The sequence below is a fragment of the Brevibacterium oceani genome (assembly GCF_017948325.1).
Classification (GTDB): domain Bacteria; phylum Actinomycetota; class Actinomycetes; order Actinomycetales; family Brevibacteriaceae; genus Brevibacterium; species Brevibacterium oceani.
In genome coordinates, this window is record NZ_CP072846.1 from 4,270,367 (window position 1) to 4,285,956 (window position 15,590).

General features: G+C 64.9%; 14 protein-coding genes. 6 read left to right on the plus strand and 8 right to left on the minus strand.

Annotation, left to right across the window (positions count from 1 at the left end; genetic code table 11):
* Window positions 1-49: 49 nt before the first annotated feature.
* From argE to efeB, 6 genes are all read left to right on the plus strand, one after another.
* Window positions 50-1,225, plus strand: a complete 1,176-nt coding sequence (argE, locus tag J9314_RS18925; RefSeq protein WP_246490514.1) for an acetylornithine deacetylase — start codon at window positions 50-52, stop codon at window positions 1,223-1,225.
* Window positions 1,226-1,347: 122 nt separating this feature from the next.
* The gene (locus J9314_RS18930) at window positions 1,348-1,563 is read left to right on the plus strand and encodes a hypervirulence associated TUDOR domain-containing protein (protein ID WP_210603811.1); all 216 of its coding nucleotides are present in this window, start codon (window positions 1,348-1,350) and stop codon (window positions 1,561-1,563) included.
* Window positions 1,560-2,156 (plus strand): DUF488 domain-containing protein, encoded by a 597-nt coding sequence (locus J9314_RS18935; protein WP_246490515.1) that lies wholly within the window; start codon window positions 1,560-1,562, stop codon window positions 2,154-2,156. The genes J9314_RS18930 and J9314_RS18935 overlap by 4 nt, the downstream gene beginning before the upstream one ends.
* Window positions 2,157-2,372: 216 nt before the next feature.
* Window positions 2,373-3,332: an iron uptake transporter permease EfeU gene (gene efeU, locus J9314_RS18940; RefSeq protein ID WP_210603812.1), complete on the plus strand. Its 960-nt coding sequence runs from the start codon at window positions 2,373-2,375 to the stop codon at window positions 3,330-3,332.
* Between the two features lie 64 nt (window positions 3,333-3,396).
* Window positions 3,397-4,710: an iron uptake system protein EfeO gene (gene efeO, locus J9314_RS18945; protein ID WP_210603813.1), complete on the plus strand. Its 1,314-nt coding sequence runs from the start codon at window positions 3,397-3,399 to the stop codon at window positions 4,708-4,710.
* Window positions 4,711-4,775: 65 nt separating this feature from the next.
* Window positions 4,776-6,062, plus strand: coding sequence for an iron uptake transporter deferrochelatase/peroxidase subunit (gene efeB, locus J9314_RS18950; protein WP_281412386.1), 1,287 nt, complete (start codon window positions 4,776-4,778; stop codon window positions 6,060-6,062).
* Window positions 6,063-6,267: 205 nt separating this feature from the next.
* Here efeB and rplI read toward each other — a convergent pair whose 3' ends face one another.
* The 8 genes from rplI to J9314_RS18990 form a co-directional block, all read right to left on the minus strand.
* Window positions 6,268-6,726, minus strand: a complete 459-nt coding sequence (gene rplI / locus J9314_RS18955; RefSeq protein WP_181274269.1) for a 50S ribosomal protein L9 — start codon at window positions 6,724-6,726, stop codon at window positions 6,268-6,270.
* Window positions 6,727-6,742: 16 nt separating this feature from the next.
* Window positions 6,743-6,982 (minus strand): 30S ribosomal protein S18, encoded by a 240-nt coding sequence (gene rpsR, locus J9314_RS18960; RefSeq protein WP_025779604.1) that lies wholly within the window; start codon window positions 6,980-6,982, stop codon window positions 6,743-6,745.
* Between the two features lie 35 nt (window positions 6,983-7,017).
* Window positions 7,018-7,656 carry a single-stranded DNA-binding protein gene (locus J9314_RS18965; RefSeq protein WP_210603814.1) on the minus strand — a complete coding sequence of 213 codons (639 nt, stop codon included), beginning with the start codon at window positions 7,654-7,656 and terminating at the stop codon, window positions 7,018-7,020.
* A gap of 34 nt (window positions 7,657-7,690) precedes the next feature.
* Window positions 7,691-7,981 carry a 30S ribosomal protein S6 gene (rpsF, locus tag J9314_RS18970; protein WP_025779601.1) on the minus strand — a complete coding sequence of 97 codons (291 nt, stop codon included), beginning with the start codon at window positions 7,979-7,981 and terminating at the stop codon, window positions 7,691-7,693.
* A gap of 146 nt (window positions 7,982-8,127) precedes the next feature.
* Complete coding sequence (locus J9314_RS18975; RefSeq protein WP_210603815.1) at window positions 8,128-9,480, minus strand: hypothetical protein; 1,353 nt, start codon at window positions 9,478-9,480, stop codon at window positions 8,128-8,130.
* Window positions 9,481-9,506: 26 nt separating this feature from the next.
* A complete protein-coding gene (locus J9314_RS18980) occupies window positions 9,507-11,903 on the minus strand; it encodes a transglycosylase domain-containing protein (RefSeq protein WP_246490516.1) in 2,397 nt (798 codons plus the stop codon).
* Between the two features lie 371 nt (window positions 11,904-12,274).
* The gene (locus J9314_RS18985; protein WP_210603816.1) at window positions 12,275-13,981 is read right to left on the minus strand and encodes an AMP-binding protein; all 1,707 of its coding nucleotides are present in this window, start codon (window positions 13,979-13,981) and stop codon (window positions 12,275-12,277) included.
* Between the two features lie 108 nt (window positions 13,982-14,089).
* Window positions 14,090-15,565, minus strand: coding sequence for a CCA tRNA nucleotidyltransferase (locus J9314_RS18990; RefSeq protein ID WP_210603817.1), 1,476 nt, complete (start codon window positions 15,563-15,565; stop codon window positions 14,090-14,092).
* Window positions 15,566-15,590: the final 25 nt, after the last annotated feature.

Consider the following 15,590-nt stretch of genomic DNA (forward strand, 5'->3'; position numbering starts at 1 on the left):
GCGCACCGACCGGATCGACGCCATCAGCATCCGAGAGTCAGGAGCAGTCGTGCCAGCACAACCGGCCGAGGCCACCATCGCCGAGATCACCGATCTCATCACCTTCGACACGACAAGCCGGGACACGAACCTCCCGCTCATCGAGCACGTCGAGGCTCGCCTCCACGCCGCCGGCATCGATTTCCAGCGGATTCCGAACCCGGACGGCACGAAGGCGAACCTGCTCGCCACCATCCCCGCCGCCGACGGCACCACCACCGGCGGCATCGTCCTGTCCGGACACACCGACGTCGTCCCCGTCGACGGTCAGGACTGGTCGAGCAAGCCATTCACGCCCGAGATCCGCGACGGCAAGTACTTTGCCCGCGGCAGCGCGGACATGAAGTCCTTCGTCGGCGTCATCCTCTCCCGACTCGAAGCGCTCACCTCCGCGAAGCTGCGCGAACCCATCCACCTCGCGTTCTCCTATGACGAGGAGGTCGGATGCGTCGGCGCTGTCGACCTCGTCAAGGCCATCACCGACGCCGAACTCGCGCCCCGCGGCTGCTTCGTCGGTGAGCCCTCGAGCATGCGCGTCATCCGCGGCCACAAGTCGATCAGCGTCTTCCGCGTCGACTTCCACGGCGTCGCCGCGCACTCCTCGCTCACGACCGAAGGCGTCAATGCGATCGCCTACGCCTCCGAATTCGTCGCCTTCGTCCACGCCGTTGCCGCCGAATTCCGCACCGAAGGACCCTTCGACGAGGCCTACGTCGTGCCCTACACCTCGGTCACGGCGAACACCTTCAAGGGCGGAATCGCCGTGAATACGATCCCCGCCGAGGCGACCGTGCAGTTCGAGTTCCGCTCGCTCAGTTCCGTTGATCGCGAAGCCCTCATCACCCGTTTCCGCGACGAGGCCGAGCGCCTGGGCCGCGCCATGGCCGCCGAGAACGAGACCGCCGGGGTCAACTTCACGATCGAGTCCACCGCCCCCGGATGCGAGACTCCCGCCGATGCCGAGATCGTCTCCCTCGCCGCAGGCTGGGGCGGCATCGCCACCGATGACAAGGTCACCTACGGCACCGAAGCGGGACTGTTCTCCGAGGCCGGCATCCCGACCGTCGTCTGCGGCCCCGGCGATATCGCCCAAGCCCACGCGCCCGACGAATTCATCGAACTCGAGCAGATCGCCGCCTGCGAAACCTTCATCGACGCGCTCATCACCGACCTCAGCCAGGGCTGAGCCAGAACGAGCCCCGAGTGCCGGGCCGATCCTGCCTGTGCGGTTCCCCCGGAGCGGTCTTCGTGTTTGGATGGAAGAAGTTCATCCATCGCAGGCCGGTCCAGCACAGGCAGGGAGGCATCATGGCACACGGTTTCTCGGTCGGGGACCACGTCGGATGGAATTCCGAGGCCGGGCAGGTCTCGGGCACCATCACGAAAGTCCACACCGCCGACTTCGACTACAAGGGTCACCGCCGCCGCGCCTCGCCCGAGGAGCCTCAGTACGAGATCAAGAGCGACAAGACCGATCACATCGCCGCCCACAAAGGCAGCGCACTGCATCTCCTCGACGAATGACGGACTCCTCTCCGACACCGATGTCGTCCACCCGGAACGACTCCGCAGAGACCTTTGAGCTGCCGCCGTTCCTCACGGTCGGACACTCGAATCGCTCACTGAACGAGTTCATCGAACTGCTCACCGACACCGGCACCGAGGTGGTCGTCGACGTCCGCCGACTGCCCGGTTCGAACAGACACCCCCAGTTCAACGCCGACACCCTGACCACCGAACTCGCCGAGAGCGGGATCGAGCTGCGTCGCCTCGACGGGCTGACCGGACGCCGACCGGTCAGCCGCACCGTTCCGTTCGAGACAAATGCCTGGTGGCAGAACCGCAGCTTCCACAACTATGCCGACCACGCGCTGTCCGAGGACTTCCGTACGGATCTGGCCACCCTCATCACCTGGGGTGAGGGCGAGCGCTGTGCGCTCATGTGCGCGGAAGCCGTATGGTGGCGCTGCCACCGCCGGATCATCGCCGATCACCTGCTCGCACGTGATCTGAAGGTCTCGCACATCCTCGGCGAGGGCCATATCGTTCCAGCGAAGCTCAGTGACGGTGCGGAGGTCGGCTCGGACGGAACGCTCACCTACCCCGCGAACTCCTGACACGGACACCTGACCTCGACCCCGGGACGTACCGGACAATCGAGTCACGCCCGTGACCTTGCGCACCCTGCGATCGGATGTACACTTATTTTCGCCTGCCTTAGGTAAGGCTAAATTCGGACATATCCATTTCTCCACCGGATCCCCCTTGTCTCCGGTGAGGCACCGAGGCGACCGCTGTGCTGCCACCTCGGCGGACAGACAGAAGAAGGTCGCATGTTCCTTGCGAATCTCCTCATCGCGCTGCGGGAGGGGCTCGAGGCCACCCTGGTCATCGGGATCCTCGTCGGCTATCTGGTCAAGACCGATCGCCGCGATGTGCTGCCGAAGCTCTGGCTCGGTGTGGGTGTGGCCGCGCTCATCCCACTCTCGATCGGTGCTGTGCTGACCTGGGGCCCGAAGACGCTGACGTTCCAGGCGCAGGAGATCATCGGAGGCTCCCTGTCGATCGTCACCGTCGTCCTCGTGACCGGGATGATCTTCTGGATGGGCAAGCACTCCCGCCAGCTCAAGGGCGAACTCGAATCGTCGATGGCCGCATCGCTGACCAGACGCTCTTCCGGCTGGGGCATCGTCGGACTGGCCGTCCTGGCAGTCGGTCGTGAAGGAGCCGAGACGGCGCTGTTCATCTGGGCGACGGTGCGCTCCTCGGTCGAGAACAGCGTGCTCGCCACGACCGCGGGCGTCATCGCCGGACTCGTCCTCGCGGTCGTCCTCGGCTGGATCATCTACCGCGGGTCCAGGCGCATCAACATGAAGCTGTTCTTCTCCGTCACCGGCTACTTCCTCATCCTCGTCGCCGCCGGCATCTTCGCCTACGGCATCGGGGATCTGCAGGAGGCGGGCGTCCTGCCGGGGATCATGACCCACTCCTGGGACTTCAGCTCATCCCTGCCCGGCCCAGGCTCACCGATCTACTGGCTCTACGTCCTCGGCCAGGCGATCTTCCAGGTCAACGTCCAACCGACGGTGCTGCAGACGATCGGCTGGGTCGTCTACACCGTGCCGGTCATCATCCTCTTCGCCCGCCAGGTGCACGGCCGCACACGCGCGACATCGAACGGTTCGACGACTCCCGCAACTCCGCCCAACGCAAACAACGGATCCCACGCCGAGGCGGCCCCCACCTCGGCGACGGCCCGACCCGATACCCCGGCCCCCACGGTCGATCCCTGATCCACCCCGTCCCGTCCCTCCGTCCCAACTCATCGCTCCATCCCGACTCATCACAAGGATTCCTATGAAACGACACAGTGCTCTCATCGCCCTGCCGACCGCCACGCTGCTGGCACTGTCGCTGGCGGCGTGCACCGACAACCCGCAGAACAAGAAGTCCGACGACGCCGACGGCAACGGCGACATCACCGTGACGATCTCCGATGACTCCTGCGAGGTCTCACCGGCGGAGTTCCCCTCGGGCAAGGTCACCTTCACCGTGACGAACAACGGCACCAAGCCGAACGAGTTCGAGATCCTCGCCGAGAACAAGCTGCAGATCGAATCCGAACGCGAGAACATCGGCCCCGGCACGACCGCCACCCTGACCACGGCGCTCGACGAGGGCACGTACTACACGGCCTGCAAGCCGAACATGGTCGGCGACTTCGTCGGGCTGGCGGAACTGGCCGTGACCAAGGGCGAGAAGGTCGAGGTCTCGAAGGACGTGCAGGCCGAAGAGGACAAGGCCATCACGAACTACACCGGCTACGTCAAGGACCAGGTCGGCCAGCTCGTCGACGCCACGCAGGAGTTCACCGACGCCTACACCTCCGGCGACACTGAGAAAGCCAAGGCCCAGTTCCCGCTGGCCCGCCAGCACTACGAACGCATCGAGCCGACCGCGGAGTCCTTCGGCATCAAGGAAGCCGGCGACCTCGACGGGGCACTCGACGCCCGCGTCCAGGACCTCTCGGCCGATGCGGACAAGAAGCCCAACGATCCGGACGTGCTCGCCGACTGGACCGGCTGGCACCGCATCGAGGCCGACCTGTTCGCAGATAAGTCCGAAGGCTTCGCCTTCGACTCCGACGACGACCGGAAGAAGGTCGCCGACCAGCTCAACACGGACACGAAGAAGCTCTACGACCTCGTCTACGGCAAGGTCGACGGAGCGAACGGAAAGTTCAAGCTCGAACTCTCCGACGTCGCCACCGGGGCCTCCGACCTCATGGAGGAGGTCGCCCTGTCGAAGATCGGCGGTGAGGAGGAGACGTTCTCCCACACCGACCTCTATGACTTCAAGGCCAATGTTGAAGGCGCCGAGGTGGCCTACGGCAACGTCGAGAAGCTCGTCGAGGACCAGGACCCCGACCTGGCGAAGCGCATCACGCACAACTTCGACAAGGTCAACACGCTGCTGAAGAAGCAGCAGGACGGCAAGGACGACGACGGCAACGCCCTCTACCAGGACTATGCGAAGGTCGCGACCGTGCAGAAGGACGCCGGTGAGGCTCCGAAGGACACGGACTACACGAAGACCCAGCAGGAGTTCTCCGATGCTGTGAACGCACTGAGCGAGCCCCTGTCCAAGGTCGCCAGGACGGTGCTGCACTGACCCCGCAGAACGACGCCAAGGAACCGGCCGGATCGGACGAACAGTCCTCCGGCCGGTTCCGCGGCATCGACCGCAGACGGCTCTTCGCCCTCGGCGGGGCAGCAGGGGCACTGGGCATCGCCGGCGTCGGCGGAGGTGCCGTCGGCTACGGGATCCGCGGCGCGAAAGCGGACAAACGGTCGGCCACCGAACTGCGCTACCCGTTTCGGGGCGAGATCCAGCAGGGGATCCTCACCCCTGCCCAGGACAACATGTACACGGCGGCGTTCGACGTCACCGACGAGGATCTCGACTCGCTGAGATTCCTCCTCGAGGACTGGACTGTCGCGGCCGAGCAGATGACCGCGGGCGAACTCGTCGGGGGTGCCCCGAGCGCCAACCGCGAGTTCCCACCCGCAGACTCCGGTGAGGCATGGGGCTATCCGGCCAGCGGACTGACCATCACCTTCGGCTTCGGCCGTTCCCTGTTCGTCGACGACAAGGGCCGAGACCGGTTCGGACTGGCCGAGAAGATGCCGGCAGTACTCCGCGACGGAGTGCCGAAGTTCGCCAATGAGGCACTGCGCACGGATGCATCGGACGGTGACCTCCTCGTCCAGGCCTGCGCGAACGATCCGCAGGTCGCCGTCCATGCCATCCGCAATCTCACCCGCATCGCCTTCGGCACCGCGAAACTCCGGTGGGGGCAGATCGGCTACGGGCGCACCTCGTCGACGTCGACTGCGCAGGAGACGCCGCGCAACCTCTTCGGGTTCAAGGACGGGACGAACAACATCAAGTCCGAGGACGGGGACAAGGAGCTGGACAAGCACCTGTGGGTCCAGTCCGGCGACGATGACGCCTCGGATGCGTGGATGACCGGCGGAACCTACTTCATGGCTCGGAAGATCCACATGTACTTAGAGATCTGGGACCGTGTCTCCCTGGCCGAGCAGGAAGACATCATCGGTCGCGACAAACGCTACGGAGCCCCACAGTCCGTGGCCTCACCGGATGCGGACGCGGAGTTCACCCCGCTGGACTTCGCAGCGAAGAACGGACAGGGTGATCGTGCCATCGACGCTCGCGCACACGTTGCGATCGTCGCTCCCGAGCACAATCACGGCGCGATGATGCTGCGCCGCGGCTACAACTACACCGACGGCAATGATTCGCTCGGCCGCCTCGACGCCGGACTGTTCTTCATCGCCTATGTCCGCGACCCGCGCACCCAGTTCTACCCGATACTCAAGACCATGGCGCACAAGGATCTGCTCACCGAGTACCTCCAGCACCAGGCCTCGGCGCTGTTCGCGATTCCGCCGGGACTCGGTGAGTCCGACACGATGATCGGCCAGAAGCTCTTGGCCTGAGGCGCATCGGGCGCAGACAGCCGTCCACACTCGTCCACACTCGCCCACATCGATGCACAATCGCCACATTCTGCGCTGAGAAGCCCAATTCCGGAACTGGGCTATCCAGCGGAAACCGTGCCGAACCGAAACTCACGCCCCCACAAAAGACACCGAGGCGGCACCTGAACTCAGGTGCCGCCTCGGTGGTGGTGCAGTGTTCGGATCAGGCCTTGCCGATGACCTCGAACTTGATCTTCGCGGTGATCTCGTCGCTGACGCGCACAACAGCGTTGTAGCTGCCGGGGCTCTTGACGTGACCGGTCAGAGCGACCTGGCGGCGATCGAAATCGCGACCGGTGGCCGTGTGCAGGGCCTCTGCCACGAGGGCGGGGGTGACGGCGCCGAAGAGGCGACCGTTCTTGCCGGCCTTCATCTCGATGCGAGACGTGGTCGACTCGAGTTCGCCCTTGACCTTCACTGCTTCGTCGTGGTCGGCGATCTGCTTGGCCTGGCGGGCCTTGCGGAGAGCCTCGATGTGCTTCTCCGCGCCTGCGGACCATGCGGATGCCCAGCCACGGGGCAGCAGCAGGTTGCGTGCGTATCCGGCACGAACCTCGACGACATCGCCGGCGGCACCGAGGCCGTCGACTTCCTGGTTGAGAATCACTTTGCGGTTAGGCATTATTCTTTCCCTCCGATCAGCGAGCTGAGCTCGAGTAGGGCAGAAGTGCCATCTCGCGGGCGTTCTTGACAGCCTTTGCGATGACGCGCTGTTCCTGCACGGTCACACCGGTGACTCGACGTGCACGGATCTTGCCGCGGTCGGAAATGAACTTACGGAGCGTAGCGGTGTCCTTGTAGTGGATGTTCGCCGCTTCGCCCTTCTTGAGCGGATTAGCCTTCTTCTTGATCGGCTTCCGGATCTCTGGCTTGGCCATGAGTATCTCCTGTTAACGAAATGTCTGAACGTGGATCAGAACGGGGGTTCATCGGCGCCGGGATTGCCCCAGCCGCCGTTGCCGCTCTGTGGATTCGATGATGCCCACGGGTCATCGGCGGGACCGCTGTTGTTGCCCTGGCTGTAGCCGCCCTGGCGCTGGCCTCCCTGCGGGTTGTTGCCCCATCCGGAGGACTGCTGGTTGCCGAAGCCGCCCTGCTGGCCGCCTCCGCCTTGGCCTCCGCCTTGGCCTCCGCCTTGGCCTCCGCCGAAGTTGTTGCCGCCTCCGCCGAAGTTTCCTCCGCCGCCGGGGTTGTTCTTCGTCACCTGGGCGGTGGCGCGTCGCAGGCTGGGGCCGACTTCGTCGACGTCCAGTTCCATGACGGTGCGCTTCTCGCCTTCCTTGGTTTCGAAGGACCGGGACTTCAGTCGGCCCTGAACGATGACCCGGCTACCGCGCGTGAGCGATTCGGCAACGTTCTCTCCCATTTCACGCCATACCGAGCAGCGGAGGAACAGGGTCTCCCCGTCCTTGAACTCGTTGGCCTGACGGTCGAAGATACGCGGCGTCGAGGCGACGGTGAAGTTTGCGACTGCAGCACCGTTGGGTGTGAAGCGCAGTTCGGGATCGCTGGTGAGGTTCCCGACGACCGTGATGACTGTTTCGCCTGCCATTGAATGCTCCTTGAAGCGAGGTAGCTGAGATGCCTTACTTGGCGTCCGGGCGGAGGATCTTCGTGCGCAGGACGGACTCGTTGAGTCCGAGCTGGCGATCGAGTTCCTTGGTCGTTGCAGGCTCGGCGTGGAAATCAACCACGACGTAGTAGCCCTCGGACTTCTTCTGGATCTCGTACGCGAAGCGACGACGTCCCCAGATATCCACGTTGTCGACGGTGCCGTTCTCAGCCGGGACAACCTTGATCAGGTTGTTCACGGTGTCAGCCAGCGTCCGCTCTTCGAGGTCGTTGTCAAGAATGAGCATGAGCTCGTACTTACGCATATGTCACCCACCTCCTCTGGTCTTTGCGGCCATGGTCGGTCCATGGCAGGAGGGTATATGCCTGTCCGTCCCGCTTCCGTGCTGGTCACGAAATGGGAACAGACCTCACTATTCTAGTCGAACCGCCCGTGCTCTGTCATGTCCGATCACGTGGCTTTCCTTACCACCAGCGGCGGGTCGTTCTCGAGCCGAGAATCGCCGTCCCTATGCCGAACATCATCCGCGGTGCCTCGCCGAGGTGGTGCCGCCGGAGCCGGCACACCGCGGATCCGGCGCCGGTAGAGGTTCTCGCCGGCCATGATGATGAGGAGGACGAGGGCGAGCAGGCGCAGGAGGGCGAAGAGAGCGACGAAGCCGGGGTCGAGTCCCTTGTCGGCTTCGAAGCCGGAGACGTCGCCGAGCTGGATCCCGACGGCGAAGACCGCCTCGGCCAGCGTCCAGACGATGAGCACCCACCAGCGTCGGATGGACAGCGCGGCGAAGGGCAGCAGCCACAGGCTGTCCCACGGCATGAGGCCCGGTGCCAGCAGCAGGCAGCCGCCGATGAGCAGGCAGGAGGATACGGCAGGGTCCAGGCCGGTGCGCCGGACCATGTACATGCTGACGGTGACGGCGAGGACCACGCCGGCGCTGGCGATGATCCACAACGGGGCCCACAGAGCGGTGTCGCCGAGTTCGGCCATGACCAGGATCGAGGCGAACGAGCCGCCGTCGACGGCATCGGAGAACCAGTGGATCAGCCGGTCGATCGCCGTCATGTCGATGACGAGCAGGATCGCCGAGGTGACCGTGGCCGAGGCGAGCATCATCCGCGGATCCCGCGGCTTCAGTCCGCGGGCCGGGCGGGGTCCGGACAGGGTGAGGGCGAGGAGGACGAGGAGCGCGAGCGGGTTGATGAACGTCGCGATGCCGAGCAGGACTCCGGCCAGCCATCCGCGCGGACGCAGCGGGGGTGCGCCGAAGAAGAGGACCATCGCCCACACCGCGAGTGCCAGCGCCAGCGGATCGAGCGTCGAGCCGAGCGTGAAGAGGACGAGCGGTGAGGCGAAGACCGCGATCAGCCAGGCGCGTTCACGGGCGAGGACGAGGAGTCCCGCGCCGAAGGCCGCGATCCCAGCCGTGTTGAGCAGGAGGACCACGACCATGAAGAGTGAGACGTCGTTCGTGACCAGGTGGAGGAGGTCGACGAGGCGGGCCTCGAGCGGAGCCAGACCCGCCGCCCCGCCGTGAGCGCGACCGAGCACCTCGGGGTTGACCTCACCGGTGAACGCCGTGGACAGGGGGCCGGCGCACATCCTCGCCGAGGCGGACGGCTGCGCATAGCCGGAGTTGAGACACGGTCCCTGCAGAGCCAGACCGAGAAACGTGGTCAGCCCGAGGAGCGCAGCCAGCGCATAGGCCTGGGAGCTGCGGAACCGCCGTCCGGCGACACCGAGGTGAATGCCGACCGGACCGCCGAGCAGGGGCTCGGCGATCCGGGTGCTGGGCTTCGAAGGCATGACTCGAGGTTACCGGTCAGCCGCGGTCAGTCGTCGCCTCCGAGGCCTTTATCGGTGCCGTCGCCTGGGCTATCCGGCGGCTTGGGCACCGGGTTCTCAACGGGCGGATCGTTCTCATTCTTGTCGTCTCCATCGCCGCCGGAGCCCTTTTCGTCTCCTCCGCCGCTGGACTTATCGCCGTCGCCGCCTTCAGAACCATCCTTCGAGTCCTTGTCACCGGAGTCCTTGGAGTCGTCGGACCCGTCCTTCGAGCCCTCTTCCTTGCCCTTCTCGTCCTCCTTGGAATCCGAGTCCTTGTTCTCGTCCTCATCGTCCTTCGGCTCTCCGACAGGAGCCTTGGTCTTGTCTCCGTCGCTGCCGCTGTTGGAACCCGACGGTGCCTTCGGCTCAGGCTCCGGGGCCGCAGGAGCGTTGGTGTTCTTCGGCTTCGGCTTGTCAGGCAGTTCGCCGCGGGCCGGGAACTGTTCGACCTTCTCACCCTGGAGAGCCTTTTGCATGTAGTCGGTCCAGACCTGCACCGGGAACGAACCACCGGTGACCTCGCCGCGGCCACCATAGGCGCCGATCGACGTCTGCTTGCCATCGACTTCGCGGTAGAGCACGACCGAAGTCGCGAGGTTCGGGGTGTAGCCAGAGAACCAGGCGGCCGTATTGTTGGTCGTCGTACCGGTCTTTCCGGCCGCCGGCCGTCCGAGGTTCTGGGCGTAGCTGCCCGAACCGCCCTGGACGACCTGGCTCAGAGCGTATGAGGTCTCAGCGCCGACAGCCTTGTCGAAGACGCGCTTGCCCTTGGACTCGGCCTTGTACACTTCCTTGTCCTCGGCACCCTGATTGATCTTCTTGATCGAGTGCGTCTCGTGGTGAACACCATTGGCGGCAAAGGTCGCATACGCCGAGGCCATATCGATCGGCTTGACGCTGGGAACACCGAGCACAGTCGACGGATTCGCCGCATCCATATCGAGGGTGCACCCGCCCGTGTTGCCGGCCTTCACGTCCTTCTTGGTACAGGCAGGACTGACTCCAGCTCGGGTGGCAGCGTCGATCGTCTTGTCAGTCCCGACCTGCACGTTCAGCGCGGCGTAGGCGGTGTTGATCGAGGACTGCGTCGCCTTGAGAAGGCTGACGGGTCCGTAGCTGGTATTGCCGAAGTTGTTCACCGGCCATGGCCTGCCATTGTTGTCGATCGATGTCGGGCTGGAGCCCGGGTAGGTGTCGGTCAGGCGCACACCGTTCTCCAGCCCTGCCACGAGGGCGAAGGGCTTGAACGTCGAACCGGCCTGGACGTGGCTCTGTGTCGAGGCGTTGAATGCCTGATCGAGGTAGTTCTTGCCGCCGTAGAAGGCTTCGATTCCGCCGTTGTCCGGGTCGATCGAGACGAGTCCGGCCTGCATGCCCTCGGGCTGTTGCTGCGGCAGTGTCTTGATGGCCTTCTCGGCTGCCTTCATCCGGTCTTTGTCGAAGGTCGTGACGATGTTGTAGCCGCCGCGGTCGAGCTGCGCCTCGTCGATGTCGAGCTTGCGCAGCGCCTCACGCCGCACGAAGTCCCACATGTAGCCCTTCTGGCCGGACAGGGAGGACTCCTTGTTCTGCTTCCGCACCTCGGGCATCTTGATCTTCGCGGCCTGCTCTTCGGTGATGAAGCCCTCGTCGACCATGTTCTTGACCACGTAGTCGAAGCGATCCTGGTAGGCACCGGGGTCGTCCGAGGGATCGGCGGCCCCCGGGCGCTGGATCATCGCGGCCAGCAGTGCGGACTCGCTGAGGTTGAGCTCCGAGGCCGGCTTGTCGAAGTAGTTCTGTGCGGCCACCTCGACGCCGTAGGAACGACGACCGAGGTAGATGGTGTTGAGGTAGTTCGCGAGGATCTGATCCTTCGACTGCTGCTGGTCGATCTTGAGCGAGATGAACATCTCCTTGATCTTGCGATCGAACGAGTGCTCATTCGTGAGGTAGAAGTTCTTCACGTACTGCTGGGTGATCGTCGAACCGCCGCCCGCGTACTTGTTCGTCGCCACGCCGACCACGGCACGGGAGAGGCCCTTGATCGAGATGCCGCGGTTCTCGTAGAACGAGGTGTCCTCGGCGGCGATCGCGGCTTTCTGCATGGGCTCGGAGATCTCGTCGATCTCGACGGACTTGCGGTCCTCCACCTTGTACTGGCCGATGGGGGTCTTGCCGTCGCTGTAGTAGATCGTCGACGTCTGACCGGTCGCCTCGAGGTTCGGCTCGGGGATGTCCGTCGAAGCGTATCCGACGGCGAAGAGCACGCACAGCGCGATGACGAGGCTGAGCCCGCCGACGACGAGTATGCGGATGCTCGGCAGGTAACGAGTCCACCCGCTCACACCCGCACGGGGGTAATTGAGCAGATTCTTCGTATTTCTGCCGATGTTCTTGGCTGTGTGTTGTCCCTTAGCCACCCAAGGTCCTCCAGGTCAGTCAGCCTGCCGCAATGCGTGGCGACGAGGTCCGAAAAAGGTCAAAGACGCAAATCAGTTTCGCACGCCTTCTTTAGTAGACCGTGAAAAAGTGCTGAACCACCCGCCCGATCACCGGCCGAGGTTACCAAATGGTACATCGAGTAATGCCTCATATGAACTCTCACCAGGCATTTTAATTCACCGAGCCGGAGTCAACCATGACATGTGCGTGTTTGCTCACATTCACGATCTCAGTCTTCCCTTACCTGCCCATTTCCGTCATTCAAGGCGAAGCGCGTCTGCAGACCGGAGGACCGATCCACAGACGCGCTCAGCCTTGAACGAGCGCCGCCAACGCTATCGGGCCCCCGTCAGCCCCTGAGGTCGAAGTCAGTGTCAGCGTATTCCTCGCCGGTTACGCCCGGCTCGCCGCTGAAGGGGTGCAGCTGGTCCTCGCGCGCCCGCAGTTCGACGCGACGGATCTTGCCGGAGATCGTCTTCGGCAGCTCCGCGAACTCGAGGCGGCGGATGCGCTTGTACGGGGCCAGGTGCTCCCGGCAGTACGCGAGGATCGACCGTGCGGTCTCGGAGTCGGCGGCGAACTTCTCGGACACGACGACATAGGCCTTCGGCACCGCGAGGCGCACCGGGTCCGGCGACGGCACGACAGCCGCCTCGGCGACGGCTTCGTGTTCGATGAGCACGCTCTCGAGCTCGAACGGGGAGAGCCGGTAGTCGCTGGCCTTGAACACATCATCGGCGCGACCGACGTAGGTGATGTAGCCGTCCTCGTCACGCTGAGCCACGTCACCGGTGTGGTAGACACCGCCTTCGAACGCCTCGGCGGTCTTCTCCTCGTTGCTCCAGTAGCCGCTGGTCAGACCGATCGGGCGGGGATCGAGACGGAGGCAGATCTCACCCTCGTCACCTTCCTCGCCCGTGCTGGGATCGATGAGGACGACATCGAAGCCGGGCAGCGCCTTGCCCATCGAACCGTACTTGAGCGGCTGGTCCGGTGAGTTGCCGACCTGCAGGGTCGTCTCCGTCTGGCCGAAGCCGTCGCGGATGAGCACACCCCAGTCGCTCTTGACCCGGTCGATGACCTCGGGGTTGAGCGGTTCGCCGGCCCCCAGAGCCTTCTGCGGCGGGGTCTTGAGGTGACCGAGGTCGGCCTGGATGAGCATCCGCCACACGGTCGGCGGGGCGCAGAAGCTCGTCACGCCGACCCGGTCCATGGTCTCCATCAGAGCGTTCGCGTCAAAGCGCGAGTAGTTGTAGAGGAACACGCAGGCCTCGGCGATCCACGGGGTGAAGATGTTCGACCACGCGTGTTTGGCCCAGCCGGGCGAGGCGACGTTGAGATGGACATCGCCGGGAGTCAGACCCATCCAGTACATAGTCGACAGGTGTCCGACGGGGTAGGAGACGTGCGAGTGCGCGACCATCTTCGCCTTCGACGTCGTGCCCGAGGTGAAGTAGAGCAGCAGCAGGTCATCGGCCCGCGACTGGCCCTGCGGGTCGAACGATGTGCTCTCCTCGGCGGCCTCGGAGTACGTGTAGTCCTGCTGACGGGTGGCGTCGGCACCGACGACGATGCGCACGACGTCGGACTCGACGTCATCGAACTTCTGGGCATCAGCGGCACCGGCGACGACGAATTCGGCGCGGCCCCGGTCGACGCGGTCGGCCAGATCGATGGGGCCGAGCTGGGTGGTCGCGGGCAGCAGCACCGCACCGAGCTTGATGCCGGCGAGCATCGTCTCCCACAGCTCGACCTGGTTGTTGAGCATGACCATGACATGGTCGCCGCGCTTGACTCCGGCGCGGCGGAGGTAGTTGGCGACCTGGTTCGACCGTGCCGAGAGCTCGGCGTAGCTCCACTTGCCCTCGGTTCCGTCCTGCTCGACGATCCACAGGGCCGGGTTGTCGTTGTTCTTGGCGACCTTGTCGAACCAGTCGAGGGCGAAGTTGAAGTGGGTGAAGCGCGGCCATTCGAAGGTCGAACGGGCGGCTTCATAGTCGGTGCGAAGCTCGATCAGCTGGTCTCGGGCTGCCCGGAACTCCTCGGTCACTGTCATGGCTGTCTCCTCACATCATCGCCGCCGTCACATGCTGTGACGTCGAGCACAAATCTACGCGATACCGAAGCTATCAGCACCACGCTGCGAAGAGCTCAGCGGGGTCTCTCACCCGCTCTGCGTCTCCCACCAGGACCGCAGCTCCGCCTCGGCGCGTTCGGGTCCCAAAGGCCCGTGCTCCATCCGCAGCTCGAGGAGATGCTTGTATGCCTTGCCCACCAGCGGTGATGGTTCGATGTCGAGGATCGCCATGATCTGCTTGCCGTCGAGGTCGGGCCGGATCGCTGCGAGTTCCTCCTGTTCGGCGAGCGCCTCGATCCGCTCTTCGAGGTCGTCGTAGGCGAACGCCAGACGGTCGGCCTTCTTCTTGTTCCGTGTCGTCACGTCGGCGCGGGTGAGGATGTGCAGGCGGGAGAGCAGCGGGCCGGCATCGGTGACGTAGCGACGCACCGCCGAATCCGTCCACCCGGCATCGCCGTAGCCGTAGAAGCGCAGGTGCAGCTCGACGAGGCGGCCGACAGCCTTCGTCGTGTCCTTGTCGAAGCGCAGCGCCTTCATCCGCTTGGCCGTGAGCTTCGCCCCCACCGCATCGTGGTGGTAGAAGGTCACCGCGCCGCCGGGCTGGAAGCGCCGGGTCGCCGGCTTGCCCACATCGTGCATGAGCGCGGCGAAGCGGACCACGAAATCGGGGGCCCGCAGCCGCTGCGGGTCGTCATCGGCCATTCCGGCCTCCTGCTGCGCCGCAGCGTAGCGGGCCTCGAGGTCGACGGCCTGACGCAGCACGGTCAGCGAGTGCTGGTAGACGTCCTTGTGCCGATGGTGCTCGTCGGTCTCCAGTCGCAGTCCCGCCACCTCGGGCAGGACGTGATCGGCGATGCCGGTGCGCACGAGCAGGTCGACGCCGGCGGCCGGGTCGATGCCGGTCATGAGTTTGAACAGTTCGACCTGGACGCGTTCGGCGGAGATGATGTCGATCCGCTCGGCCATCGCCGTCATCGCCTCTTCCACCTCGACGACGGGGTCGAGGCCCAGCTGCGAGGTGAAGCGGGCGGCCCGCATCATCCGCAGCGGGTCGTCGGAGAAGGAGTCTGCGGCCGCTCCGGGCGTGCGGATGCGTCCGGCGATGAGATCGTCGAAGCCGCGATGCGGGTCGACGAAGGTCTTGCCCGGCAGGCGGATCGCCATCGCCCCGATCGTGAAGTCGCGGCGCACGAGGTCGGCATCGAGGTCGGTGCCGAAGCGCACGACGGGTCTGCGCGAATCCGACTCGTAGGCCTCGGCGCGATAGGTCGTGATCTCGATCTGCACACCGGACTTCACCGCCCCGATCGTGCCGAACTCGCGTCCGATGTCCCAATGCGTGTCGACCCAGTCCCTGATCAGGGCCAGGATGTCATCCGGGTGCGCATCGGTGGTGAAGTCGAGGTCTGGCATCGGGCGACCGAGCAGCGCATCACGGACCGACCCGCCGACGAGGGCGAGTTCGAATCCGGCCTCGGAGAACCTCTGACCCAGCGGGCCGAGGATGTGCTCGAGTTCGTCGAGCTTGTCGTGCAGTCGGGTGTGCGCGGTCTGCGGATCCACCGAGCTCCTTATTCTTGGGTCCTGC